Origin of the sequence: Microbacterium sp. LKL04 (genome assembly GCF_900102005.1) — a bacterium.
Classification (GTDB): domain Bacteria; phylum Actinomycetota; class Actinomycetes; order Actinomycetales; family Microbacteriaceae; genus Microbacterium.
In genome coordinates this window covers 2,601,835-2,626,369 of record NZ_LT627736.1, presented here as the reverse complement: position 1 = coordinate 2,626,369, position 24,535 = coordinate 2,601,835, and the positions used below count along the sequence as shown (strand labels likewise).

Sequence of the window (24,535 nt, the reverse complement as noted above, 5' to 3'; positions counted from 1 at the left end):
CTCGTGGGCGGCGTCGCCACCGTTCACTGTACGCGCGTCGTGGGATCGAATGCCAGGGCGGGCGCGACTGAGTGCCGCGCCCTCAGTCGTAGTCAGGGGCGGGCTCGAGCCCGAAGAATTCCTCGAGTGTCCGGAACCCGCCGTCCGCATAGGCGGCGGCGAGTTCTCGGCCGATGAAGCGCAGATGCCAGGGTTCGGCCGAATACCCGGTCGTGCCGGTGTGACCCTCTTCGTAGCGGACGATGAATCCGTAGCGCCACGCGTTCTCGACGATCCAGTCCGACTGCGGCGTCCCGCCGAAGCCGTCGTGGTCGCCGCACCCGGCGTCGCACGCGACCACGTCGACGGCGAGTCCCGTCTGGTGCTCGCTGTGCCCCGGGCGCGCGCTGCGCAGGTCGGCCGCCGCCTTCCCACGGTTCGCGACATGGCGGTTGTAGGTCTCGACCTGGTTGTCGTAGGGGCGAAAACCGCTGCTGACGCCGATGTTCCCAGCACCCGCCGCGGCGAGGTCGATCGCGAGCTCATCGAGCGCTGCGGCCGTCTGGTCGAGCAACCAGCCGCCCGCGACGATCCGCAGCTCCTGCGGCCGGGCTTGAGGTGTCGGCCAGTGGTCGATTGGATTCAACGGATGCCGCTTGTTCGCGACTACCCAGACGCGCCCCGCCTCGTGCAGGTCGATGCAGGGCGCCGAGCCGTCGGCGACGGCGGCGCGGAAGGGCTCGGCTCCTCCGAAGGCGGCGATCACATCGCCGTCGGAGCCGGTCGCGAGCGCGGTGGTCACGGCTTCCGTCTCGCAGATCGGCGTGGGCTCGTCGACGGGTTCGGCCGTGGGTTCGGTGACGGGTGAAGCCGCCGGGGACGACGCGACAGCGGCAGGATCGGATGCCGGTTCCGCGACCGCCTCGTCGGGTGCGAAAGCGCGCGACAGCACGATGACGAGAGTCACCACGACGGCCGTCGCGAGCGTGAGGAGGACGAGGGCCCGGCGCTGCCGTCGACGACGGAGTACTCTTCGCCGGACGGCGCTCCTCGACTCGGACACCTGGCCAGTCTTCCAGGAGGCCACCGGAGTCCGTGATGTTCGAATCACCCGCGCGTGTCGTTGACTTAGATTAGTAGATGTGTTCGAATGGGTCGATGCGATGGCAGGGACAGGACATCTCGGCGGTCGACGACGCGGCCCTGCCCGGACTCGAGTCGATGGGCGGCCTCGTCCGATCGGTCGCCACGCCGGAGTTCGCCGGGATGACCTTCCACGAGGTCGTCGCGAAGTCGGCGCTCAACCACGTGCCGAGCGGGTCGGCGATGCCGTTCTCGTGGACGGTGAACCCGTATCGAGGCTGCCAACATGCATGTGCCTACTGCTTCGCTCGTCAGACGCACACGTACCTCGACCTCGATGCAGGTGCCGATTTCGATTCTCAGATCGTCGTCAAGGTGAACGTCGCAGAGGTGCTCGCGCGCGAGCTCGCCAAGCCGTCGTGGCGACACGAACCTGTCGCCCTCGGGACGAACACGGATCCGTACCAGCGCGCTGAGGGGCGCTACAAGCTGATGCCCGGCATCATCGACGCACTGACGTCCAGTGGCACACCGTTCTCGATCCTGACGAAGGGCACGCTGCTGCGCCGCGATCTTCCCTTGCTGACGGATGCCGCGACCCACGTCCCGATCCATATCGCCATGTCGATCGCAATCCCCCACGAACCGCTGCGGCAGCTCCTCGAACCGGGAGCCCCGTCGTTCCAGGCACGGCTCGACACGGTGAAGGCCGCAACGGATGCCGGCTTCTCGGTGACCGTCTTCCTCATGCCGATCGTCCCGCACCTGACCGATGGGATCGACGTCCTCGACGATGCGATTGCGCGGATCGCGGCATCCGGAGCACGTCGGGTCGTCTTCGGGGCGCTGCACCTGCGCCCGGGCGCGAAGGAGTGGTTCTGGCAATGGCTCGAGCGGGAGTGCCCGGACCTCGTGCCGGCCTACCGTGGCCTGTACCCGGGCGCCGCCGTGTCGGCGCCGAAGGGCTACCGCTCGTGGCTGTCGGCGCGCGTGCGTCCGCTGCTGCGGCGACACGGCCTGCACGGCCGACTCGAGGAAGAAGACGTCCCGCCGCGCGGGATGGGTCCGGTGCGGACCACGGGGCCGGTCATGAAGACCGCGACCCGGGAACAGGCATCCGCGATGCTGTTCTGACTCAGCCGTCGGGGATCAGGCGCTTGCCGAGGACCGAGGTCGCGTCGCGGGCATAGCCGAGGGTGTCGTAGAACTCCGCGACGGCGTCGTTCCCCTCGCGGACCATGAGCATCACCTTCGGGCAGCCGAGCGCCTCGAGTCGGCGCTCCGCCTCGGCGACCAGCATCCTTCCGATGCCCTCGCCACGGCGGTCCGGGTCGGTCGCGAGGTAGTACAGCCAACCCCGGTGGCCGTCGTAGCCGGCCATGACCGAGCCGACGACGCGATCGCCGTCGGCCGCGACGAGCAAGAGGTCGGGCCAGACGGCGCGCGCACGTGCGATGTCGCGGTGCGGATCGTTCCAGGGACGCGTCAGACCGCACGCGTGCCAGAGCGACACGACCTGCTCGACGTCGGGATCACCGAGGGGGCGGATGACAACCGGCATCCGCCCACCCTAGTGAGCGATCTCAGGCGTCGACGTTCGAGGCCTGACGACCCGTGATCTCTTCGAGCACGTCGTCGCCGGCGCGCGCCTCGTCGAACGGCGCGTCGATCTCAGCGCGCTCGAGCATCTCGGTCATGCGACGGCGGCGCTGACGCGTGATGAGGGTGACGACCGTGCCCGCGCGGCCCGCGCGACCGGTACGGCCGGAGCGGTGCGTGTACGTCTTGTACTCGTCGGGCGCGTCGGCCTGGACGACCAGGTCGATGTCGTCGACGTGGATGCCGCGGGCCGCGACATCGGTCGCGACGAGGACGTTCACCTTGCCGTCGGTCAGGCGCTGCAGGTTGCGCGTGCGCTTGGCCTGGTTCAGGTCACCGTGGAGGGCGACGGCGGCGATCCCGGCATCCTCGAACTGCTCGACGAGCATCTCGGAGTAGGCGCGCGTACGGGTGAAGACGAGCGTCTTGCCGTCGCGGTCGACCAGCGACGTGAGGATCTCGGCCTTGTCGCGGTGGTCGATCACGAGCACGCGGTGGTCGATCGTGCTGGTCTCCTGCGTCTCGCCGGCGACCTCGTAGACGGCCGGGTCGACGAGGAACTCGTCGACGAGCGCGGCGACCTCGCGGTCGAGCGTGGCCGAGAAGAGGAGCTTCTGCGCGTCGTCCTGCACGAGCCGGAGGATGCGCTGCATCGGCTCGAGGAAGCCCAGCTCGCTCATGTGGTCCGCCTCGTCGAGGACGACGATGCCGACCTCCGACAGGTCGAGTTTGCCCTGCTTCTCGAGGTCCTCGATGCGGCCGGGGGTGCCGATGACGATGTCGACGCCCTTCTTGAGCGCGCCGACCTGGCGGCCCTGCGGCACGCCGCCGTAGACCTGCGTCGTGAACAGGCCCACGCTCTGCGCGAGCTCCTGCACGGTGCGGTCGATCTGCAGCGCGAGCTCGCGCGTCGGCGCGAGGATCAGAGCCTGCGGCGAGCGGCCCCAGGCGCGGCGCTTGCCGGCCTGACCGCGCAGCACGCGCTCGACGAGCGGGGCACCGAAGGCGATCGTCTTGCCCGAGCCGGTGCGGCCACGGGCGAGGACGTCACGGCCGTCGAGGATCGGGCGAACGGTGGCCGCCTGGATCGGGAACGGGCTCGTGGCGCCGAGGCCTTCGAGGGTCCGGACGATGTTCTGGCCGAGGCCGAGGTCAGCGAACGAGGCCTGCTCGACGGACGCGGCATCCACCGCTTCGGCCTGCAGCCGCTCGTGCACGACGTCGACGTGGTCCTGGTGCGCCTTCGACTTCTCGTCGGCCTTCCAATCCGACCGGTTCGCGCGCTCGTCGCGACGGGGGCGGTCGTCGCGGCGGGGGCGGTCATCGAACGACCGGGTCGGACGCTCGCTGCGGTCGAAACGGGGACGCTCAGCCCGGTCATCACGACGGGGACGGTCATCGAACGAACGAGCGGGACGCTCGTTGCGATCAAACCGCGGACGCTCGGTCCGGTCATCACGACGCGGACGGTCATCGAAGCTTCGCGCGGGGCGCTCGGTGCGGTCGAAACGCGGACGCTCGGCGCCACCGGCACGGTCGAACCGCGGACGCTCCGTGCGGTCATCGCGACGCGGACGGTCATCGAACGACCGAGCCGGACGCTCGTTCCGGTCGAAACGCGGACGCTCAGCGCCACCGGCACGATCGAAACGCGGACGCTCGGTCCGGTCATCCCGACGCAGACGGTCGTCGAAGCTGCGCGCCGGACGCTCACTACGGTCGAAACGCGGACGCTCCGAACGGTCATCACGACGCGGACGGTCATCGAACGACCGAGCAGGACGCTCACTACGGTCGAAACGCGGACGCTCATTACGGTCGAAGCGCGGGCGCTCAGCGCGATCGAACCGCGGACGCTCGCCCTCGGCGTCGCGACGGGGACGGTCGTCGAAGCCGCGGTCGCCGCGGGCGTTCGAACGGATGCCGCGGGCTTCTGCCCGGCCGGCGCGGTCCTGTTCGGTCCAGCGGCCCTTGGCGGGTGCCGACTCCTCGGCGGCGCGGAAGCCGCGGTGCTTGGGGCTCTTGCTGCCGGCGGTTCCGGCGGAGGCCTGACCGGGGCGACGCTTCGCGTCCTGGTACGAGGTCTTCTTGCCGTAGCGGGGTTCGAAGTTCTGCGCGCGGCCGCCGGCCGGCTTCTTGTTCTTGGGCATGCGTGTGCTTTCTGAGTTCTCGCACGAAACAGCGCCGTGCGCGCGCGCACGGTGAGACCCGGACTTCCGTCGGCCGGGGGCCATTCCAGTTACTGGTTCCGAAACCGCGGATCGGGTTTCGAGATCGGCCCCGAGGACTACACAGGATGCCCGCGCACAGCGCGGTGTCCTCCGCCGACTGCTCCACGATACCCGCCTCACCTGTGAAGCGGCCGCGCGGATACGCTGGCCGCATGGCCGCCGACCCCACCGGAACCCGCTTCACCCTCCACACCGCTGGCGTCTCCGCCGAGATCACCGAGGTGGGCGCCGCGCTCCGCGCGCTGCGCGTCGGGGAGGTCGACCTCGTCCCCGACTACCCCGACGACGTGCCGACACCCGCGGCATCCGGGATCGTCCTGGTGCCGTGGCCGAACCGCATCCGCGACGGCCGCTGGGAGGACGACGGCGAGCTCCGCCAGCTCGCGATCACCGAGCCGAAGTTCGGCAACGCGTCGCACGGGCTGCTGCGGTTCGCGCCGTACCGGGCGGAGGAGCAGACGGATGCCGCCCTCACCCTGCGCGCGGACGTGTTCCCGCAGTCGGGGTACCCGTACCACCTCGACAACCGGGTGACCTACGCGCTCGAGGAGCGCGGACTGCGCGTCACCCACGCGATCACGAATGTCGGAGCCGGCGACGCGCCCGTCGCGGTCGGAACCCATCCCTACTTCCGCATCTCCGACGTCGACACGGCCGACCTGTCGCTGCAGCTCGAGGCGCGGACGTGGTTCCGCCTCGACGAGCAGAACATCCCCATCGCCGAGGAGCTGGTCGACGAGGCGCACGACCTGAGCTCACCGCGACGCGTCGGTGACCTGTCGCTCGACGTCGCGTTCGCCGGGCTCTCCCGCCGTGACGGTCGCATCGAGGCTCACCTCGTCGCACCCGACTCCCGGCGCCTGACGGTGTGGGCCGGCGAGGGCTTCGAGTACGTGCAGGTGTTCACGACCGATCGATTCCCCGGGCACGACGTCGCGGTCGCGATCGAGCCGATGACGGCGCCCGCCGACGCGTTCAACTCCGGGCGGAGCCTGCGCCGACTCGCGCCCGGCGAGACATGGACGCTCGAGTGGGGCGTCGACCTCACCGAGGCCGACTGACCCTCACTCCTCGCGCCGCGGCTCGTCCGCGCCCGGCTCTTCGACGTCAGGCTCCTCGACGGCGGCCGGCTCGTCCATCGGGATCTCGATGTCCGGAGCCTCCTCGATGACGAGCGCCGTGTCGACGGCCGCAGCACCCGTGACGGCGACGGATGCCGCATCCCGCCGCGCGCGCCGCGTCAGCGGAGCCTGGCTTCCCGCCGACGCACCGGCGACAGCCGGGACGACGTCGCCGCGCCTGGCGGCACGACGCTCCTTAGCACCCTCGACGAGGTTGTAGAGGGCGGGAAGGACCAGCAGCGTCAGGATCGTCGACGACACGAGGCCGCCGATGACGACGATCGCGAGCGGCTGCGAGATGAACCCGCCGTGTCCGGTGATGCCGAGCGCCATCGGCGTGAGCGCGAAGATCGTCGCCAGAGCCGTCATGAGGATGGGTCGCAGACGGCGAGCGCCACCGGCGAGCACCGCCTCGGGGGTCGACAGACCCTTCTCGCGGTACTGGTTGACGAGGTCGATGAGGACGATCGCGTTCGTCACGACGATGCCGACGAGCATCAGCACGCCGATGAGCGACGCGACACCCAGGGGCACACCCGAGGCGATCTGCAGCAGGATCGCACCGGTCGCCGCGAAGGGAACCGAAATCAGCAGCAGGATCGGCTGACGCAGCGACTTGAAGGTCGCGACCATCACGATGTAGACGATCAGGATGGCGGCGAGGATGGCGAGACCCAGCTGCGCGAAGGCATCCTGCTGCTGCGTCACGACGCCGCCGACCTCCGCGTCCGCTCCCTGCGGGAGGTCGGCGCCCGCGAGCGCCGCGGTCACGGCGGCGCCCGCCGCGTTCAGGTCGTCGCTCGCAGGGGTGACGGTGACGGTCGCCGTCCGCTGGCCGCGCTCACTCGTGATGGACGAGGGCCCCTCGGACTGCTCGACCGTCGCGACCTCGTCGAGGCGGATGAGTCCCGAGGCGCTCGCGATCTCGAGTCCGCGGAGCTCCTCGATGGTGTCGGGGATCTCGGCGGCCTTGAGGTAGACGGTCAGGGTCGAGTCGTCGATCTCGACGGTGCCGATCTGGCGCGGCTGCATCGTGTTCGCGACGAGCCCGCCGACCGCGACCTCCGACAGGCCGAGCTCCGCCGCCTTGTCGCGGTCGACGGCGACCGAGACGAAGGGGAGGGATGCCGACAGGTTCGAGTCGACCTGGTCGACGCCGTCGGCGTCCTTCAAGGCCGCGACGACCTTGTCGGTGGCGTCGCGGAGAACACCGGCATCGGGCGCCGTGATGTCGACCTCGACGTCGGTCGAGCCGAACCCGCCCTGGGCGGCCGCGACGGTGATCTCACCGGCATCCTCCACGTCGGCGACGGCCTTCTGCACGTCGGTGCGGATCTGCTCCTGGTCGGCGTCGGGGTCGGTCGTGATCGAGTAGGTGATGCCCGTTCCGCCGCCCGAGAAGGCGTCGCGGAGCGCGGAACCGGTGGAGCCGATCGAGGTCTGCACGGTGTCGACGCCGTCCACGTCGAGGAGGACCTCTTCGACGCGCTTCGCCGCGGCATCCTGCGCGTCGAGGCTCGCGGTCGCGCCGATGTCCTGGCGGACGGTGAAGGTGTTCTGACCCGAGTCGCCCAGGAAGTTGACCTTCATGAGCGGCACCGCCAGGATCGTCCCCCCCAGCACGAGGACGGCGAGGAGGATCGTGACGACCGAGTGCCGAAGCGTCCAGCGGAGCACAGGGAGGTACGACTTCTGCAGGCGGGTCGGCGGGGCGGCGGGGTCTTCGGGGTCGATGGCCCGGCCCGCGGCATCCAGAACCGGCTTGCCCGGCCGCAGGAACCAGTACGCCAGCACGGGCACGATCGTCAGCGCGACGAAGAGCGAGGCGAGCATCGCGATCGTGACGGTCAGTGCGAACGGACGGAACAGCTCGCCCGTGAGGTCGCCGACGAAGGCGATGGGGAGGAAGACGGCGACGGTCGTGAGGGTGGATGCCGTGATCGCCGACGCCACCTCGCGGACCGCCAGGCGGATCGAGGCCAGCTTGTCGGCGTCGCCGACGTAGTGCCGCTTGATGTTCTCGATGACGACGATGGAGTCGTCGACGACGCGTCCGATCGCGATCGTCAGCGCGCCGAGCGTCAGGATGTTGAGCGAGTAGCCGAACGCCTGGATGCCGATGAACGTGATGAGCACGCTCGTCGGGATCGAGATGGCGGTGACGAGCGTCGAGCGCACCGACAGCAGGAAGATCAGGATCACGACGACGGCGAACGCGAGGCCGAGCAGTCCCTCCTGGGCGAGCGCCTCGATCGACTGCTCAATGTACGGCGCCTGGTCGAAGACCACCGTGACGGTCGCGCCGTTGCCGAGGTCGTCCTTGATCGTGGACAGCGAGTCGCGGACGAGGTGCGAGACGTCGACGGTGTTGGCTGCGGGAAGCTTCGTGATTGACACGGTGAGCGCCGGCTTGCCGTCGACGCGCGAGATCGACGTCACGGGGTCTGTGTCGAGGACGACCTTCGCGACGTCGCCGATCGTGACATCTCCCGCTGCGATCTGGTCGGCGTCGGTCGGGACGAGCGGGAGATCCGAGATGCCGTCGACGGAGTCGAGCTTCGTGCCCGTCTGCACCGTGAGGGTCTGGTCGCCCTCCGAGACGGTGCCGCCGGGGAAGAGCGTGCCGTTCTGGTCGAGGGCGTCGGTGATCGCCGTCTGGGTGTAGCCGGCCTCTGCGAGCTTCTCCTGATCGGGGGTGATCGTGACGCGCGAGGTGCGACCACCGACGATCTGCGCCGCGGCGACGCCGTTGAGATCCTCGATATCGGGGATCACGGCGTTCTCGAGTCGGTCCTGCACGGCGGTCTCGTCGCTGTAGCCGGTCACGGCGATCGAGATGACCGGCAGGTCGTCGGTCGAGAAGGCGAGAACGTTGGTGTCGAGGTCGTCGGGCAGCGAGTCGAGGCGGTTGATCGCCTGGAGGATCTTCTGCTCCGCCGTCGCGAGGTCGGTGCCGTAGGCGAAGGATGCCTGGACGATCGACGCGTTCGTCGTGCTCGTCGACGTCGTGGACTCGAGGTCGGGGACGGCCTGGATGGCCTGTTCGATCGGGGTCGACACGTCGTTGTTCACGACGTCGGGAGAGGCGCCCGGGTAGGTCGTCAGAATCGACAGCTGCGGCAGCTGGATCGGCGGGATCAGCTCCTGCTTGAGGCTCGTGAGTGCGAGGCCTCCGAAGATCGCGGCGACGATCGTGATGAGGGCGATGAGCGCACGGTTCTTGAGGCTCAGGACGGCGAGGTGAGACAACGGGGGCCTGTTTCCACGATGCAGGGGGCGGTGCGGGGACGCGCGCCAGTATTTCACGCGTGTCAGCCCCCGAGGCTGGGAACCGTCGTCAGGCGAGGATGAGCGTTCGGATGGCGGATTCGGGCGAGACCGTGGTGTCGAGGATCAGGCCTCGCCGATACCGGTCGAAGACCCTCGGGTCGATGTACGAACTCCTCGCGACCGTGGGGGTGTTGCCGAGAGCTTCGGCAGTGACCCTCACGGCGAGCACCTCGGCCCGTTTGAGGTCGCTCTTCTTCGTCGCCGGGCCGATCTGAGCGAGCGCTTCCGCTGCGGTGATGGTGCCGCGGAGAGTGCGGAAGTCCTTGGCCGTGAAGCTTCCGCCGGTCATCGACCGGACGTAGAGATTCACGTCCCGGGCGCTCAGTGCGACGCGCCGACGCCCGCGCAGGTACGCCAGGAGGGGCGAACTGGGACGCCCTCCGACGAGCAGCTCGACCGCCGCAGCGAGGTCCACGTCGTCGACTTCCATCTCCTGCCGCTGACCGCTCTTGCCGGGGAACCGCAGCGCGACGACGGTGCCGTCGACCACCGCGTCGCGACGGAGCAGCGTCGTGAGCCCGCGGCTGCCGTGCTTGACGAGGTACCGCTCAGCGCCCACGCGCGGGGCGGCGAGGTCGAGGAGACGGAAGGCTGCGGCGAGGACGCGCTCCTGGTCGATGTCGTCCCGGCGGAGCGATGTGGTGACCCGTCCGCGGGCGCGCGGCAGAGCCTCGGCGAGCTGCAGCGCTCGGGCGTACTTGCCTTTGTCGCGGCCGGCGGTCCACTGCGGGTGGTACCGGTACTGCACCCGCCCCGCCTCATCGACGCCGGTCGCTTGGACATGGCCGTTCGCGTCGGCGCAGATCCACACGTCCTGCCATGCCGGCGGCAGCACGAGGGCGCGCACGCGGTCGGCCTCCGCCTTCGGGAGCGGAGAACCGTCGGCATCCACATAGCGGAAGCCGGTGCCGGAACGCATCCGCCGGTATCCGAGGTCGACACCCGGCCGTACGCGCTTGAGTCGTGGCACGTCAGTGCGATCGGAGCATGTCGATGAGCTCCGCCTTTCGAGCGTGCGAGTACCCGCTGAGCCCGAGCTCCTTCGCCCTCGAGCGGAGGTCGGCCACCGTCCAGTCCTCGTAGTCGCCGGCCTGACCGCCGCGCTTGCCGACCGCCTTCCGACCGTCGCGGGCGGCAGCGTTGGAGATGCGCGCGGCCTTCTCCTTCGACGCCCCGTCGGCGCGGAGCTCCTCGTACAGTTCGGGGTCTTTCAGGCTGTTCGAGCCGCGTCCTGCCGGCATGGTGCATCCGCCTCACGTGTCGATCACGGGCAAGGATCGCCCGCGTGCGGCCACGTTATGTCACCGCATGGCCGACCTGTCAAGGCCTGTCGTCACCTGAGAGAACGCTGATAGCAATGTCTGGACGCACACCCGCGTCACCCCCGCCCCGGCGGACAACGGAGACAATCAGAGGGAGCCTCCAATGAACCTCGCACTCATCATCATCATCGTGATCGCCATCGTGCTGGCGATCGTGGGTGGCATCACGGAAGGCCTCCAGTTCCTGCTGTGGGTCGCCATCATCGTCGGTGTCATCGCCCTGATCGCCTTCTTGCTGCGAGTACTGCGCAAGAACACATGATCGTCTGACGCGCTCCCCCAGGCGTGTCAGCGGCGCTCTCCCCCAGAGCGCAACGAGGCCCCCTCCCGTTCACGGTCGAGGGGGCCTCATCATTCCCGGCATCCGTTCTCGACACTCGAGATATATCGTGTTATCTTCTGTCCAACGCGATATATCTTGACTCGCGCTCACCCGCAGGAGACAGAATGACTCTCGAAAAGTGGCTCGTGCAGCCCGGGGAGACCCGCGTCATCGACCTCGACGGCATCCGTCGACTCAAAGTGGGACTCGTCGGCGGACAGATCGACGTCGTCGCCCACGACGAGCCCGGCGTCCGCATCGAAGTGCACTCGGTCACGCAGAAGGAACTGCGCATCGAGGCGCAGAACGGGGCGATCGAGATCGACCATGCGCAGCTCCGATGGGACAACTTCCTGACCTCCTTCCGCAACTTCGGGAGCGGAGGCCCGCAGGCCGAGATCAGCATCGCCGTTCCGCGTGACATCGCCCTCACCCTCGGCGTGGTCAGTGCAAGCGCGCTCGTCGCAGGCCTCACGACCGACGCGAAGCTCAACACCGTCTCGGGCGACATCATCGTCGACGGGCTCACGGGCGACGTGACGGCGAACTCCGTCTCGGGCGATGTGCAGATGCGCGGACTCACCGGCACCCTGAACGCCAACGCCGTGTCGGGGGCCATCACCGCCGCGGGCACGATCCGAACCGCCTTCGCCGACACGGTCAGCGGCGCCGTCCTCATCGACTCGAGCGGGCCGACGCAGAACGTGTCGTTCAACACCGTCAGCGGCGCGGCCACACTGCGCCTCGACGAATCGGTGGCCGCGAAGTACACCCTCCGCACCGTGAGCGGAAAGCTCAACGTCGACGGGATCGACCGCTCGCAGAGCGGGATCGGCTCGAACTACTCCGGCACGGTCGGCGAGCTCAGCGGCTCGTTCGCCGAGGTCCGCGCCAACACCGTCTCGGGCGACGTCACCGTCATCCGGCGCACCAGCGCGGCCATCGCCGACGAGGCTCCGATCCGAGAGGAGATCTGACATGCCCCCCGTCTTCTCCCACGGCGATCTGCGCATCTACCTGCTGAGCCTCCTCGACGGGGCGCCGCGCCACGGTTACGACCTCATGCAGGCACTGTCGGACCGCACCGGCGGCACCTACACGCCGAGCGCGGGAACCATCTACCCGCGCCTCTCCAAGCTCGAAGAAGAAGGACTCGTCACCAAGACCGTCGACGGGCGCAAGACCGTCTACGAGATCACGGATGCCGGTCGTGCCGAAGTGGCATCGCGCTCGGGTGACCTCGCCGGGATCGAGGCCGGGCTCGCCGACAGCGTCCGACTCATCGCCGACGAAGTGCGAGCGGGCGTCCGCGAGGCGATGCGGAGCCTGCAGGCCGACCTCGCCGCAGCCTCCCAGCCCTCCGCACGTCCGACGCCGTCCTCGACGCCCGACCCGCGCGCATCCGCTCGCGAGCAGGTGCGGCGGGCCGACGAGCTGCTGGCGGAGTTCCGCGCCGAGCTCCGTGCGGACCTTCGGAGCCACGTCGCGCGGGGCGGCGACCTGGCGGCATCCGTCATCGACGACCTCAAGGGTGCGCTCGACGAGGCGGCCGAGGCCGTGCGACGCGCAACGCGGGGCTGATCAGCCGCCGGGCCAGAGCTCCTCGGGCCAACTCTGCTTCTCACGCCACGGATCCTCGTCGTCGCGCGCCGGTTCGCCGATGGGCACGACGAGGATCGGTCGCGGCTGCCGGTGGGCCAGGCGCGCGGCGACGGACCCGGTGAAGAACTCGCGGATCGATTCGCCGATGCCGCGCTTGCGGGTTCCCACGACGATCAGCCGCGCGTCGGTGCGCTCGGCCAGATCCTTCATCGCGAGCGCGGGATCCCCCGCGAGCATCTCGAGCTGCCAGGCGATGTCCACTCCGTCCAGCGCACGCGTCGCCTCGTCGCGGAGTTGCGTCTCGAGCGCCTCGCTGGGGATCGCATCGAGGTTGATCGGCGCGGTGTGCACGTAACCGTCGGGATCCTCGTAGGAGACGAACCGCGTCACGTCGACATGAGCGACAAGGAGCGCCGCACCGTGCATCCGGGCGTACTGCGCCGCTTCCCTGAGCACACGGGACGACTGACCGGGCACGATCCCGGCGATCACCGGACGGTGAGGACGACGGACCATAGGCTGCGACTCGGCGTCGGGCATGGCGGATCACCTTTCCTGGATCCCCGCCCGCGAGGGCGGCGGGAACGCTCCGTGGTACCCTGAATGCTACTCTTCCCGGCCTCTGCCGGACTGTGACTGCGTCGGGCTGCCGGACCAAGCCCGCACTCGTGAAATGAGGGGGTTACGCATGGGGCGTGGCCGTCAAAAGGCGAAGAACACCAAGATCGCCCGTGAGCTGAAGTACGACACCTACAGCTTGAACATCAACGCGCTCGAGCGTGAGCTCGGCGCGCCCGGTGACGAGCAGTACGAGGACAAGTGGGCCGATCAGTACGCCGACGAGGATGACGAGGACGACGAGTCCGAATCTCCGTCGCCGTCGCTCGAGAAGGCCTGACCTCCACCTTCACGCTCACCACGATCCGTGGCGCTGTTCCCACTCCTGTTCGACCGTCTTCCGTCGTGCGATCACAACGCCTGCGGGAAGCGCCAGGAGCGAGATCCCGATGAGGATCACGAGCGGCGCCGTCCATGAGTCGGTGGCATCGTGCAGGACGCCGACCCCGATCGGCATGAACATCGTCACGCCGTAACCCACGCTCTGAGCGAATGCGCTGAGGGCGACCGTCGCGTCGTGCGTCCGCGTGCGAAGTCCGACCGAGGTCAGCACGAGCGGGAACAGCAGCGGGAGCGTTCCGAGGAGCGCCACCCAGAGCCAGGGAGCGGATGCCGGGGCCACCAGCAGCCCACCCGCTCCGAGCACACCCGACGCCGAGGCCACGATGAACAGCGGCAGCACGACGCCGCGCCGTGCGACGAGCGCGGGCACCACGAGCGACGCCGGCAGCCCGATGAGAGCGAACAGCGAGAGCAGGACCCCGGCGACCTGGGGCGTGACACCCGCGGTGTCGACGAGGATCTTCGGCAGCCAGGCGAACGACGTGTAGGCGACGGCGCTCGAGGCGAAGAAGGTGATGGCGAGCGCCCACGCGGTGGGGAGCCGCCACATCCGCCCGAACACACGGGTGCTGGGAGCCTCGAGGTCCACGTCCGCCGCGGCGGCGCGGCGGGAACGGACGGCGAGCACGATCCAGGGGATCAACCCCGCCACCGCGAACACCGCCCACACCCCGAGCGACGTACGCCACCCGGCGGCGTCGGCGATGGGCACCGCGATCAGCGGGGGCAGGAACGTCGACACGGCCATGGTCGTCGTGTAGACGGTCGTGAGCAGGCCGATGCGCTCGGCGAAGTACTTCTTCACCAGCGCCGGCACGAGGACGTTGCCGACGCCGACACCCGCGAAGATCAGCGCGGACCCGAACAGCAGTCCGTACGCATCGAGCGCGGCGGCGCGGGCGACGAGTCCGAGCCCCACGGCGCCGAGCGCGACGAGGGTCGTGCGCTCGAGGCCGAACCGGCGTTCGAAGCCGGCGGCGAGCAGACCGAAAACCGCGAAGCAGAGCGGCGGCACCGTGCCGATGAGTCCCAGCACGGCGGCGGGGAGATCGAAGTCCTCGCCGATCGCATCGAACAGCGGCGACAGCGACGCGACCGCCGATCGCAGTGAGAACGCGAGGAGGACGATGCCGACGACGGCGAGGATCCGGCCCCGTCCCACGGCGAGGGGGTCAGGTGTCGTCACCGACTCAGCCTAGGCCGCTCAGGACTCCTGGGTGCCCTCGACCCAGGCGAGGTACTCGTCGCTGACCGTGCCGGTGACGTACCGACCGTCGAAGCAGCTCATGTCGAGGTCCTCGACGTCGGGAGCGCCCTCGAGGATCGCCGCCTTCAGATCGTCGATCTCCTGGTAGACGAGATAGTCGCAGCCGAGCTCCTCGGCGATCTCGGGGATCGTCCGGTTGTACGCGACGAGCTCGTGACGCGACGGCATGTTGATGCCGTAGACGTGCGGGAAGCGGATGGGGGGCGCGGCCGACGCGAACGTCACCGACTTGGCCCCGGCATCCCGAGCCATCTGGATGATCTCGCGCGACGTGGTCCCGCGGACGATCGAGTCGTCGATCAGGAGGACGTTCTTGCCCTTGAACTCGGTCGACATCGCGTTGAGCTTCTGGCGCACGCTCTTCTTGCGGATCGCCTGGCCCGGCATGATGAACGTCCGGCCGATGTAACGGTTCTTGTAGAAGCCCTCGCGGTACTCGATGCCGAGCTTGCGCGCGACCTGCATCGCGGCGGGACGAGAGGAGTCGGGGATCGGCATGACGACGTCGATCGACCCATCGGGGGTGTACTTCGCGATCGTGTCGGCGAGGCGCTCGCCCATCCGCAGACGGGCCTCGTAGACCGAGATGCCGTTCATGACCGAGTCGGGACGCGCGAGGTAGACGTACTCGAACGAGCACGGCACGAGCTTCGGGCTCGGGGCGACCTGCTGCGTGAAGAGGTTGCCCTCGAGATCGATGAACACGGCCTCGCCCGGCTCGACGTCGCGGACGACCTCGAAGCCGCCGTTCTCGAGGACGAGCGATTCGGACGCGACGGTCCACTCGTACCGGCCGTTCTCGGCCTTGCGGGTGCCGAGGATCAGGGGACGGATGCCGAAGGGATCACGGAAGGACAGCAACCCGTATCCGGCGATCAACGCGATCGCGGCGTAGGAGCCCTCGACGCGCTGGTGGACGCGCGTGACGGCCTCGAAGATCTGCTCGTGGTCGAGCTCGAGACCCGAAATGACCTGCTGCAGCTCGTTCGCCAGGACGTTGACGAGCAGTTCGGTGTCGGAGCTCGTGTTCAGGTGACGGCGATCGGTGCGGAAGAGCTCCTCGGTGAGCTCGCGCGTGTTCGTGAGGTTGCCGTTGTGGACGAGGACGATGCCGTACGGGGCGTTGACGTAGAACGGCTGCGCCTCCTCCTCGTTCGAGGCGGTGCCCTTCGTGGCGTAGCGGACGTGACCCAGGCCGATCGTCCCCAGGAGCGCGCGCATGTCGCGGGTGCGGAACGCCTCGCGCACCATGCCGCGGTTCTTCGCGATGTGGAAGATGCCGCTCGATTCGGCCGTCGCGATACCGGTCGAGTCCTGACCGCGGTGCTGCAGCAGCAGCAGGGCGTCGTAGACCTCTTGGTTGGCGGGCCCCTGAGCGACGACGCCGACGATTCCGCACATAGGTGTAGCTCAGTCCGTTTCTGCGAAGGAACCGACCAGGCGGACTGCGCCGCCGTCGACGCCCTTCGCGCCCTGCTCGTAGTCGCCGGCCGGCAGCGCCGAATCCGACACCGTCCCGACCTGCCAGGTGTGGATGCCCTCTGCCGAGAGGGTGGATGCCGCAGCCTCGGCGGTCTCAGGCGAGACGACCGCGAGGAAGCCGATGCCGAGGTTCCACGTGCCCTCGGTCTGCTCGAGCGACAGCCCGCCGATGTCGGCGAGCACGCGGAAGACGGGCGAGGGCGACCAGGTGGAGCGGTCGACGTCGACCCAGGTGCCCACGGGCAGCACGCGCGCGAGATTGGCCGCGATGCCGCCGCCGGTGACGTGGCTCAGGGAGTGGATCGCGCCCGGGTGCGCGTCGATCGCGCGCAGCAGCGGTGACGTGTAGAGGCGGGTGGGCTCGAGGAGCTCCTCGCCCCACGTGCGACCGAAGTCGGCGGCGTTGTCGCCGTAGCCGATCCCCGCGTTCGCGATGATGTGGCGGATGAGCGAGTAGCCGTTGGAGTGCGGCCCGCTCGAGGCGAGTGCCAGGACGACGTCGCCCGAGCGGACGCGGTCGGCGCCGAGGACGGCATCCGCTTCGACGACACCGGTCGCGGCTCCTGCGACGTCGTAGTCGTTGATGCCGAGGAGCCCCGGATGCTCGGCGGTCTCGCCGCCGACGAGCGCCGTCCCCGTGGCGGAGCAGCCGTCGGCGATGCCGCGGACGATGTCGGCGATGCGCTCGGGGAACACCTTGCCCGTCGCGATGTAGTCCGTCATGAAGAGGGGCTTCGCACCCACCACGACGATGTCGTCGACGACCATGCCGACCAGGTCCTGGCCGATCGTGTCGTGCTTGTCGATCGCCTGCGCGATGGCGACCTTCGTGCCGACGCCGTCGGTCGAGGTCGCGAGCAGCGGCTTGGTGTAGCCGAGCAGGGCGGATGCGTCGAAGAGTCCGGCGAAGCCGCCCACGCCGCCGAGGACCTCAGGGCCCTGGGTGCGACGGACGGCCGATTTCATCAACTCGACGGCGAGGTCCCCCGCCGCGGTGTCGACGCCGGCAGCGGAATAGGGATCGGTGGGAGTCGAGGCCACCCGCACAGCCTACCGGCCACCGGACCGGGTGATCCGCCATCATCGCCACGGGACGCCGACCACAGGGGCGCCATAGGATGTCGCCATGAGCGGGGCTGAGCGGCCCGAGTGGGTCGTACGGGAGGACGCGAGCACGACGGTGCTCGTCGCGCTGTACGTGCGCCAGGCGCTCGGCATCCGTGCTCCCGAGGAGCTTCCCCACCTGCGAGGAGCTCCCGCAGCGCAGCCCGTCGACGATGACGCCGCCGCCGTCCTGCAGCGGCAGTGGTTGGCGTACTGGGCGATGGCGGTCGAGCCGCAGGCGCACCCCTCTCCTGTTCCGCTCGATCTGGTCGACGGCTTCGAGACCCTCGCTGTGCTGCCCGTCGAGGGGTTCGACGAGCTGCGGGCGGCCATGGCCCCGTTGGCGGAGGATGCCGTCGCCTACGCGAACTGGGCGAGCGACCGCTACGCCGCGCAGGCTCGTTCGGGCTCGGCCAGCAGCTACCGCGCCTACGCGAGCGCGATCGCCGAACACGAGCGGCGCGTCGGACGTCGCGCGCACTCGTTCGAGCTCAACGTTCAGGTGCTCCCGCTGACGCAGCGGGGCGTGTGGTGGATCGGCTCGCTCACGATCGCTGTCACCGACGGACTGCGCGGTGATGTGGCAGCGTTCGACCCGGCGATTCAGCCGATCATCGCCGAACTCGCCTGATCAGTCGGACTCTTCGACGCGTTCCCGCTCGATGCGCACCGTGGTGCTCCGCCGTCCCAGCACGCGGTCGAAGATGAGGGCGACGAGCCCGCCGAGCGCTACGCCCGCCGGCACGCAGCCGAGCAGCAGGAAGCCGAAGACCTGGCTCTGCGAATAGGTCGCGCCCGTGCTCTCACTGATCTGACCGTCACCGAACGCGTACGTCAGGATGAGCGCAACGACGATGCCGAGTGCCGCCCCCGCTGCGAAGAACGCGGCGAACCGAGGAGTGCGCCGCAGTTGCGCGGACTCGACGTTCGTTTCGGAATGCTCGGCCATGAGTCCATTGTCCACCCCCGCCTCACGGACGCGGGTCGTCGACCATCTCCGGCTGGGCCGCGCGAGCGCTGTTGCGCTTGCGCCGCTGCACCGATCCGACCGCCAGAAGCGTCGCGAGGAGCGCCGCGACCCCCACGACGATGACGGGAACCAGGATGCCGGTGCCCCCGGCATCCGCTTCGTCACCGGCCGGCGCCGCAGCCGGCTCGGCGGTGGTGCACGTCGCAGCGACGGCCAGGTCGAGCGTGCCGGAGGCTCCTGACCACAGGACCTCGCGACCCTCGGCGGTCGGCTCGGTCGCCGCGGCGACCCCGTCGAGGTTGACGGTGTCGCCCGCCTCGGAGACCGCGGCGGCTCGCAGATCGATCGTCGCCAACGGAGCCTGCGGCATCTGGTCGGCACCCTCGGGTTGTACGTCGAAGAGAAGAGATCCCCTCTCGCCGTCGAGGACGAGGGTCGGCGCCGAAAGGGTCGTCTTCACGCCGGCCGTATTCGTGTAGACGAGCGAGCCGTCGAAGCTCACGCTGCCGGCCGGGGCGATCGGCTCGAGCACGCCCTTGCCCTCCTCGAAGGTGAGGGTGCTGTCATCGGCGGTGACGGAGCCGCTCGCCTGCACATCGGAGGCACCGGCATCCCACACGAGCTTTGCCTCGGACACGGTGCACGTGCGGGGTGCGGCCTGAGCGGAGATCGCGGTGACGGGGAGGAGAGCGGCCGCCAGAGCGATCACGAGGATCGCCGAACGCGCGTTCACCCCGAGGTGTCGTGCCTGCATGCGGTTCCTCTCCGCAGGCGATCGTACCGGCGGGCGGGGCTGCCGCGAGGTCTTCAGGGTCGCAGCGGGAGGAGTCCGTCGAGGTTGGCCCGCACGCCCGACGCGCGGACGGTGCCGGCTGTGACGGCGTCGGCCCAGGCGGTCTGACCGGTGGCGAGCGCGATCCAGGTCGCGGCATCCGTCTCGATGACGTTGGGAGGGGTGCCGCGTGTGTGACGCGGGCCCTCGACCACCTGCACGGCGCCGAAGGGAGGGACGCGGACCTCGACGGAGTTGCCGGGCGCCTTCTCGACGAGCAATTGCAGCAGATAGCGGACGGCGGTGGCGAGGTCGGTGCGCGCCGCGGAGCCTGCGGCGACGGCGGCGAGCGCGTTGCGCCCGTCTCCGGTGCTGATGGTGCGAGCCATGGATGCCACCGTAACGCGCGCGCGGCGCTCGGTAGTCTGGCGGGGTGAAGATCCTGGTCCTCGGCTCGGGCGCGCGCGAGCACGCCATCATCCTCGCTCTGGTCGCCGAAGGCGCCGGGCACGAGATCTTCGCGGCCCCCGGCAACGCCGGCATCGCCGCCGACGCGGCCCTCGTCGCAGACCTCGACCAGAACGACCCCGCCGCCGTGACCGCCTTCGCGAACGAGCAGCACATCGACCTCGTCGTGATCGGTCCCGAAGCACCGCTGGTCGCGGGCGTCGCCGATGCGCTGCGCGAGCGCGGCATCCCCGTCTTCGGACCGGGCAAGGCCGCCGCGCAGATGGAGGGGTCGAAGGCGTTCGCGAAGCGGATCATGGATGCCGCGGGCGTCCCGACCGGACGCGCGGCGCGCGCGCAGACCCGCGACGAGGTCGCCGCCGCGATCGACGAGTTCGGCGCCCCCTACGTCGTGAAGGCCGACGGGCTCGCTGCCGGAAAGGGCGTCATCGTCACGTCCGACCGCGAGGCAGCCCTCGCCCACGCCGACACCTACCTGCCGAGCGGCCCCGTGCTGGTCGAGGAGTTCCTCGCCGGCCCCGAGGTCTCGCTCTTCTTCCTGAGCGACGGCGACACCGTCCGCGCGCTCAGCCCCGCGCAGGACTTCAAGCGCGCGCTCGACGGCGACGAGGGGCCCAACACGGGCGGCATGGGCGCGTACTCGCCCCTCCCCTGGCTCGCGGATCGCTTCGGCAGCGAAGAGGCGTTCGTCGCGCAGGTGACCACTGAGGTCGCGGAGCCCGTCATCCGACAGCTGGATGCCGAGGGCACCCCGTTCATCGGGCTGCTCTACGCCGGGCTCATCCTGACCGACGCCGGCGTGAAGGTCATCGAGTTCAACGCGCGCTTCGGCGACCCCGAGACGCAGGTCGTCCTCCCCCGGCTGACGAGCCCGCTGTCACGGCTGCTGCTCGCCGCCGCGAGCGGCACGCTCGAGTCCGAGCCCGCTCCGGAGTTCTCCGCCGAGGCGGCCGTCACCGTCGTCCTGGCCAGCGAGGGATACCCCGAGCAGCCGCTCACGGGTCGCCCTCTCACGGGAACGGATGCCGCGGCATCCGTCGACGGCGTCCACCTCGCCCACGCGGCGACCACGGACGCCGATGGCGGACTCATCGCGACCGGTGGCCGCGTGCTGAACGTCGTAGCCCTCGGCGCGGACCTCGCCGACGCCCGCGCCCGGGCGTACGCCGCCCTCGAGCAGATCTCGCTCGAGGGGGCGCACTACCGCCGCGACATCGCGCTCAGCGCTTCGCAGTGACCTTCAGCGCTTCGCAGTGACCTCTAGCGCTTCGCGAGGTGCGCCGGCCGACGCAGGAACAGCACCAGCACGACGCCCACCGCGATGACGGCGGCCGGCAGCAGCATCGCCTGACCCATGGCGGTCGAGAATCCCTCGGCGACGGCGGGCGGCATCCCGCCACCTCCGCCGAAATCGCCACTGGCTGCATCGCCCGCACCGGGCAGGTTCGCCTCGAGGCGCGCCTGCATGACGGCGGCGATCGCAGCCGACCCGATGACCGAACCGATCGTCCGCGTCGTGTTGTAGATGCCCGAGCCCGCGCCCGCCTGCTGCGGCGGGAGGTTGCGGGTCGCGGTGGTGGCCAGCGGTCCCCACATGCCGGCGTTCGCGACGCCGATGATGGCCGAGGGGATGAGCAGCAGGAGGACGGGGGCCTCGGTGTTCATCAGAAGCACGTAGCCGACGAGACCGACGACCATGAGCGACAGTCCGGGAACGAGCAGCACCCGCGGGTCGACCCGGTCGAGGATGCGGCCTGCAAAGGGTGCGAGGACTCCCGACAGCACCGCCATCGGGATGAGCAGCAGTGCCGACTCCGTCGGGGTGAGTCCGCGCGCGAGCTGCGTGAAGAACGCCATCGGCAGGGCCATGCTCGTCACGGTGAAACCGACGGCGGCGATCGCGAGGTTCGAGATCGCGAAGTTCCGGTCGCGGAACAGCGCGAGCGGCACAAGGGGTTCGCTCTTGGTGCGCGCCTGCGTCCAGACGAAGACCGCGAGGACGGCGACACCGGCGACGATCATGACCCACACCCAGGGCGCCCACTCGTAGTGCTGGCCCTCTTGCAGTCCGAAGACGATGAGGAACAGGGCGACCGCGCTGAGGACGACGCCGAGCACGTCGAATCGGTGCGGGTGCGTCTCGAGCTGCGGAACGAGGCGCACGGCGAGGACGAAGGCGATGATCCCGACGGGGATGTTGACGAAGAAGATCCACTCCCAACCGAAGCCGTCGACGAGCAGTCCGCCCGCGAGCGGACCGACGAGGGTGGCGACACCGGCGGTCGCACCCCAGAGGCCCATGGCCGCTCCGCGTCGCTCGGCGGGGAACGTGCGGGTGATGACTGCCATCGTCTGCGGCGTCATGAGCGCGGCGCCGAGGCCCTGGGCGGCGCGCGCGATGATCAGCATCTCGAGCGAGCCCGACAGTCCGCACGCCAGCGAGGCGAGCGTGAAGATCGCGAGCCCGATGAGGTAGATGTTCTTCGGCCCGAACCGGTCGCCGAGGCGCCCCGTCACGAGCAGCGGGACGGCGTACGTCAGCAGGTAGGCGGACGTGACCCACACGACGTTGTCGAGGTTGCTGGTGGTGGGGTCGAGCGCCGCCTTGATGGCAGGGTTCGCCACCGAGACGATCGTGGTGTCGACGAGGATCATGAAGAACCCGAGGACGAGCGCCCACAGCGCGGGCCACGGATTCGTCGGGACGGGGGCCGCACCGGGGGTGCGGACGGTGGTCGTGCTCTCGCTCATGCGCGTGCGGATTCTCTCTGTGCCAGATAGCGGTCGGTGACGGGGATGTCGACGACACCCCAGACGGTGTCGGGACGCCGGATGAACTCGACCGCGTCGTCGAGCCAGGCGATGTCGGCGGCCAGCAGAGCGGCCTGCCGGTGGACCTCGATGAGGAACTGCGGGTGCGACCCGTGCGCGATGGCGGTCTCGCGGGCGCTCCGGTGCGCGTCGAGGGATGCCGCGAGCAGCTCGCGACGTTTCGCGAGCAGCGCGATCACCTCGGACCGATCGAGGTTGTGCGCCTCGGTGAGGGCGATGCGGAACCGCTCGGGGCTGTCGATGGATCGCAACTCGTGCCGCACCCATGCCAGAAGCGCCCGAGCCCCGGCATCCGTCAGCGTGTACGTCGTCCGCTCGGGCCGGTTCCCCTCGCGGTCACTGCCGGCCTCGGCGAGGAGATTCTGCCGTTCGAGGCGAGCGACCGTGTGGTAGATCGTGCCGTGGGTCAGGGGGATCATGCGATCCGCCCGACGCTCGCGCAGCAGACGCACCATCTCGTAGGTGTGCATGTCGTCCTCGTGCAGGAGCGCGAGGAGCATGATCGCGGTGGGGGTGAGCCGCGAGACGGCGTCCGCCATGGTGCTCCCTCCGCCGATTAGTCCATGTGGACTATACGCCTCTTCTCGGGATCAATCGGTGGCGTCGGTGGCTCGGAGGACGGCCCACGCCTGGTCGACGCCGTCGGTGACCGCCGTGATCTGGATGCCCACCATCCGACTGACCGTGATCCCCGTGATGCGCCCCGGAGCACCGCATCCCTGCGTCACGGTGATGGGTCCCTTGAGCGTCACCGGCGGATCGTCTTCACCGGCCGCGGGACTCAGCGACAGGGTGATGGTGGCGTCTCGGGGGATGCAGTCGAAGTCGAGGGTGTACTCCTGCTCGCGCACAGCGCTTGCCGCCACGTTCAGGGCGGTCCGGGGTTCGACGCCGACCGCATCGCCGTCGAACACGAGGCGGGTCGCTTCGAGCGGGCTCTCGTCGGGAACCCGGTAGGACGGATCGGCAGACTCCTCGACCGATGGGGACGGGGCCGGCGACGGAGGGGGCGACGACGGTGGCTCGACGATGGATACGGACGGGGCCGGCGAGGGCACCGCGTCATCGACCCCGGTGGTCGAGACACAGCCGCTCAGACCGAGCGACAGCGCGAGGGCGGTCAGGGCGAGGAGCGGGCGGCGCATGACGACAGGGTACGCACGGGCCCGCGCCGCCCGCGATAATGGCCGGGTGACGGATGCCGCGACTGCCCTGCCCGGATGGACCCACGTGTACTCGGGCAAGGTCCGGGACCTCTACCGACCCGCCGACGGCACGGACGGACGGATGCTGGTGGTCGCCAGCGACCGCGTCAGTGCGTTCGACCAGGTGCTGGACCCGGGCATCCCCCAAAAGGGCGAGCTCCTCACCCGCCTGAGCCTGTGGTGGTTCGCGCAGCTCGCGGGCGGTGACGGAGGACGGCCCATCCCGAATCACCTGATCGACGGCGTCGAGGCGCCCGCCGAGGTCGCCGGTCGCGCCATGGTCGTCCGCGAGCTCGACATGCAGCCGATCGAGTGCGTCGTCCGCGGCTATCTCACCGGGTCGGGCTGGGCCGAGTATCAGGCCGACGGCACGGCCTGCGGCATCCCGCTCCCGTCGGGCCTGCACAACGGCGATCGCCTGCCCGAGCCGATCTACACCCCTGCCTACAAGGCACCGCTCGGCGAGCACGACGAGAACATCTCGTTCGAGCGCAGCGCCGAGCTCATCGGTGAGGCCCGTGCGGCCGCGCTGCGCGACGCGTCGCTCGAGATCTACCGCCGCGCCGCCGCCCTCGCCGAGGCGAAGGGGCTGATCCTCGCGGACACGAAGTTCGAGTTCGGCTACGACGCCGACGGCGTCCTGACCCTCGCCGACGAGGTCCTGACGAGCGACTCGTCGCGGTACTGGGATGCCGAGACCTGGCGCACCGGCTCGACGCCGGCCGAACGCATGGCGAGCTTCGACAAGCAGATCGTCCGCGACTGGCTCGCGGCGAAGTGGGACAAGCAGGGAACGCCTCCCACCGTCCCCGCCGACGTCATCGAGCAGACGGCAGCCAAGTACCGCGAGCTCCTCGAGCGCCTCTCCTCATGACGGCGTCGCTCC

At 69.7% G+C, this 24,535-nt stretch carries 25 protein-coding genes; 9 read left to right on the top strand and 16 right to left on the bottom strand.

Going from position 1 to position 24,535, the window contains the following annotated elements:
* Positions 1-82: 82 nt before the first annotated feature.
* Positions 83-1,042, bottom strand: coding sequence for a M15 family metallopeptidase (locus BLP38_RS12865; RefSeq protein WP_091358452.1), 960 nt, complete (start codon positions 1,040-1,042; stop codon positions 83-85).
* 95 nt (positions 1,043-1,137) lie between these two features.
* Here BLP38_RS12865 and BLP38_RS12860 point away from each other — a divergent pair, with 95 nt between their 5' ends.
* Entirely contained in the window at positions 1,138-2,196 is a 1,059-nt protein-coding gene (locus tag BLP38_RS12860) for an Rv2578c family radical SAM protein (protein WP_091358449.1), read from the top strand.
* 1 nt (position 2,197) lies between these two features.
* Here BLP38_RS12860 and BLP38_RS12855 read toward each other — a convergent pair whose 3' ends face one another.
* Both BLP38_RS12855 and BLP38_RS12850 read right to left on the bottom strand, forming a co-directional pair.
* A complete protein-coding gene (locus BLP38_RS12855) occupies positions 2,198-2,623 on the bottom strand; it encodes a GNAT family acetyltransferase (RefSeq protein WP_091358445.1) in 426 nt (141 codons plus the stop codon).
* A 22-nt stretch (positions 2,624-2,645) separates the two neighbouring features.
* Positions 2,646-4,811: a DEAD/DEAH box helicase gene (locus tag BLP38_RS12850; RefSeq protein WP_091358441.1), complete on the bottom strand. Its 2,166-nt coding sequence runs from the start codon at positions 4,809-4,811 to the stop codon at positions 2,646-2,648.
* A 233-nt stretch (positions 4,812-5,044) separates the two neighbouring features.
* On the opposite strand from BLP38_RS12850, the gene BLP38_RS12845 reads away from it, so the two are divergent.
* The gene (locus tag BLP38_RS12845; protein ID WP_091358438.1) at positions 5,045-5,953 is read left to right on the top strand and encodes an aldose 1-epimerase family protein; all 909 of its coding nucleotides are present in this window, start codon (positions 5,045-5,047) and stop codon (positions 5,951-5,953) included.
* 3 nt (positions 5,954-5,956) lie between these two features.
* Here the strand turns inward: BLP38_RS12845 and BLP38_RS12840 are convergent, their stop codons facing one another.
* The 3 genes from BLP38_RS12840 to BLP38_RS12830 all read right to left on the bottom strand — a co-directional run bounded on the left by BLP38_RS12840 (position 5,957) and on the right by BLP38_RS12830 (position 10,584).
* Complete coding sequence (locus BLP38_RS12840) at positions 5,957-9,262, bottom strand: efflux RND transporter permease subunit (protein WP_091358434.1); 3,306 nt, start codon at positions 9,260-9,262, stop codon at positions 5,957-5,959.
* An 88-nt stretch (positions 9,263-9,350) separates the two neighbouring features.
* Positions 9,351-10,313, bottom strand: a complete 963-nt coding sequence (locus BLP38_RS12835; RefSeq protein ID WP_172824703.1) for a DNA topoisomerase IB — start codon at positions 10,311-10,313, stop codon at positions 9,351-9,353.
* A 1-nt stretch (position 10,314) separates the two neighbouring features.
* Positions 10,315-10,584, bottom strand: coding sequence for a DUF7218 family protein (locus BLP38_RS12830; RefSeq protein WP_091358429.1), 270 nt, complete (start codon positions 10,582-10,584; stop codon positions 10,315-10,317).
* A gap of 184 nt (positions 10,585-10,768) precedes the next feature.
* On the opposite strand from BLP38_RS12830, the gene BLP38_RS14355 reads away from it, so the two are divergent.
* The 3 genes from BLP38_RS14355 to BLP38_RS12820 all read left to right on the top strand — a co-directional run bounded on the left by BLP38_RS14355 (position 10,769) and on the right by BLP38_RS12820 (position 12,568).
* Positions 10,769-10,927: a hypothetical protein gene (locus BLP38_RS14355; protein WP_164499361.1), complete on the top strand. Its 159-nt coding sequence runs from the start codon at positions 10,769-10,771 to the stop codon at positions 10,925-10,927.
* A 185-nt stretch (positions 10,928-11,112) separates the two neighbouring features.
* Positions 11,113-11,964, top strand: coding sequence for a DUF4097 family beta strand repeat-containing protein (locus BLP38_RS12825; RefSeq protein WP_091358426.1), 852 nt, complete (start codon positions 11,113-11,115; stop codon positions 11,962-11,964).
* 1 nt (position 11,965) lies between these two features.
* The gene (locus BLP38_RS12820) at positions 11,966-12,568 is read left to right on the top strand and encodes a PadR family transcriptional regulator (RefSeq protein ID WP_091358422.1); all 603 of its coding nucleotides are present in this window, start codon (positions 11,966-11,968) and stop codon (positions 12,566-12,568) included.
* On the opposite strand, the gene BLP38_RS12815 is transcribed toward BLP38_RS12820, so the two are convergent.
* Positions 12,569-13,129: a universal stress protein gene (locus BLP38_RS12815; RefSeq protein ID WP_091358418.1), complete on the bottom strand. Its 561-nt coding sequence runs from the start codon at positions 13,127-13,129 to the stop codon at positions 12,569-12,571.
* Positions 13,130-13,277: 148 nt separating this feature from the next.
* On the opposite strand from BLP38_RS12815, the gene BLP38_RS12810 reads away from it, so the two are divergent.
* Positions 13,278-13,487, top strand: a complete 210-nt coding sequence (locus BLP38_RS12810; RefSeq protein ID WP_091358414.1) for a DUF3073 family protein — start codon at positions 13,278-13,280, stop codon at positions 13,485-13,487.
* 15 nt (positions 13,488-13,502) lie between these two features.
* Here the strand turns inward: BLP38_RS12810 and BLP38_RS12805 are convergent, their stop codons facing one another.
* Genes BLP38_RS12805 through purM form a run of 3 tightly spaced genes read right to left on the bottom strand, consistent with a single transcriptional unit; the run spans position 13,503 to position 17,345 of the window.
* Positions 13,503-14,735, bottom strand: coding sequence for an MFS transporter (locus BLP38_RS12805; RefSeq protein WP_091358411.1), 1,233 nt, complete (start codon positions 14,733-14,735; stop codon positions 13,503-13,505).
* A gap of 18 nt (positions 14,736-14,753) precedes the next feature.
* Positions 14,754-16,217, bottom strand: a complete 1,464-nt coding sequence (gene purF / locus BLP38_RS12800) for an amidophosphoribosyltransferase (RefSeq protein WP_091358405.1) — start codon at positions 16,215-16,217, stop codon at positions 14,754-14,756.
* A 9-nt stretch (positions 16,218-16,226) separates the two neighbouring features.
* Positions 16,227-17,345, bottom strand: coding sequence for a phosphoribosylformylglycinamidine cyclo-ligase (gene purM, locus BLP38_RS12795; RefSeq protein WP_091358402.1), 1,119 nt, complete (start codon positions 17,343-17,345; stop codon positions 16,227-16,229).
* Between the two features lie 79 nt (positions 17,346-17,424).
* Between purM and BLP38_RS12790 the strand changes: the two genes are divergently transcribed.
* Positions 17,425-18,033: a zinc-binding alcohol dehydrogenase gene (locus tag BLP38_RS12790; protein ID WP_091358398.1), complete on the top strand. Its 609-nt coding sequence runs from the start codon at positions 17,425-17,427 to the stop codon at positions 18,031-18,033.
* Here BLP38_RS12790 and BLP38_RS12785 read toward each other — a convergent pair whose 3' ends face one another.
* From BLP38_RS12785 to BLP38_RS12775, 3 genes are read right to left on the bottom strand one after another with little or no spacing between them, the layout of a single operon-like run.
* The gene (locus BLP38_RS12785) at positions 18,034-18,351 is read right to left on the bottom strand and encodes a potassium transporter Trk (protein WP_091358394.1); all 318 of its coding nucleotides are present in this window, start codon (positions 18,349-18,351) and stop codon (positions 18,034-18,036) included. It lies immediately after the preceding gene.
* A 22-nt stretch (positions 18,352-18,373) separates the two neighbouring features.
* Entirely contained in the window at positions 18,374-19,126 is a 753-nt protein-coding gene (locus BLP38_RS12780; RefSeq protein WP_091358391.1) for an HtaA domain-containing protein, read from the bottom strand.
* Positions 19,127-19,179: 53 nt separating this feature from the next.
* Complete coding sequence (locus BLP38_RS12775) at positions 19,180-19,533, bottom strand: sterol carrier family protein (RefSeq protein WP_091358387.1); 354 nt, start codon at positions 19,531-19,533, stop codon at positions 19,180-19,182.
* A gap of 44 nt (positions 19,534-19,577) precedes the next feature.
* Between BLP38_RS12775 and purD the strand changes: the two genes are divergently transcribed.
* Positions 19,578-20,849, top strand: coding sequence for a phosphoribosylamine--glycine ligase (gene purD / locus BLP38_RS12770; protein ID WP_091358384.1), 1,272 nt, complete (start codon positions 19,578-19,580; stop codon positions 20,847-20,849).
* A 23-nt stretch (positions 20,850-20,872) separates the two neighbouring features.
* On the opposite strand, the gene BLP38_RS12765 is transcribed toward purD, so the two are convergent.
* The 3 genes from BLP38_RS12765 to BLP38_RS12755 are packed head-to-tail and all read right to left on the bottom strand — an operon-like array spanning position 20,873 to position 23,589.
* A complete protein-coding gene (locus BLP38_RS12765) occupies positions 20,873-22,363 on the bottom strand; it encodes an MFS transporter (RefSeq protein ID WP_091358380.1) in 1,491 nt (496 codons plus the stop codon).
* Positions 22,360-22,983 carry a PadR family transcriptional regulator gene (locus BLP38_RS12760; RefSeq protein WP_091358377.1) on the bottom strand — a complete coding sequence of 208 codons (624 nt, stop codon included), beginning with the start codon at positions 22,981-22,983 and terminating at the stop codon, positions 22,360-22,362. The genes BLP38_RS12765 and BLP38_RS12760 overlap by 4 nt, the downstream gene beginning before the upstream one ends.
* Before the next feature lie 51 nt (positions 22,984-23,034).
* Positions 23,035-23,589: a hypothetical protein gene (locus BLP38_RS12755; protein ID WP_091358373.1), complete on the bottom strand. Its 555-nt coding sequence runs from the start codon at positions 23,587-23,589 to the stop codon at positions 23,035-23,037.
* On the opposite strand from BLP38_RS12755, the gene BLP38_RS12750 reads away from it, so the two are divergent.
* Positions 23,588-24,523 carry a phosphoribosylaminoimidazolesuccinocarboxamide synthase gene (locus BLP38_RS12750; protein ID WP_231916507.1) on the top strand — a complete coding sequence of 312 codons (936 nt, stop codon included), beginning with the start codon at positions 23,588-23,590 and terminating at the stop codon, positions 24,521-24,523. The two genes, BLP38_RS12755 and BLP38_RS12750, sit on opposite strands and share 2 nt — an antisense overlap.
* Positions 24,524-24,535: the final 12 nt, after the last annotated feature.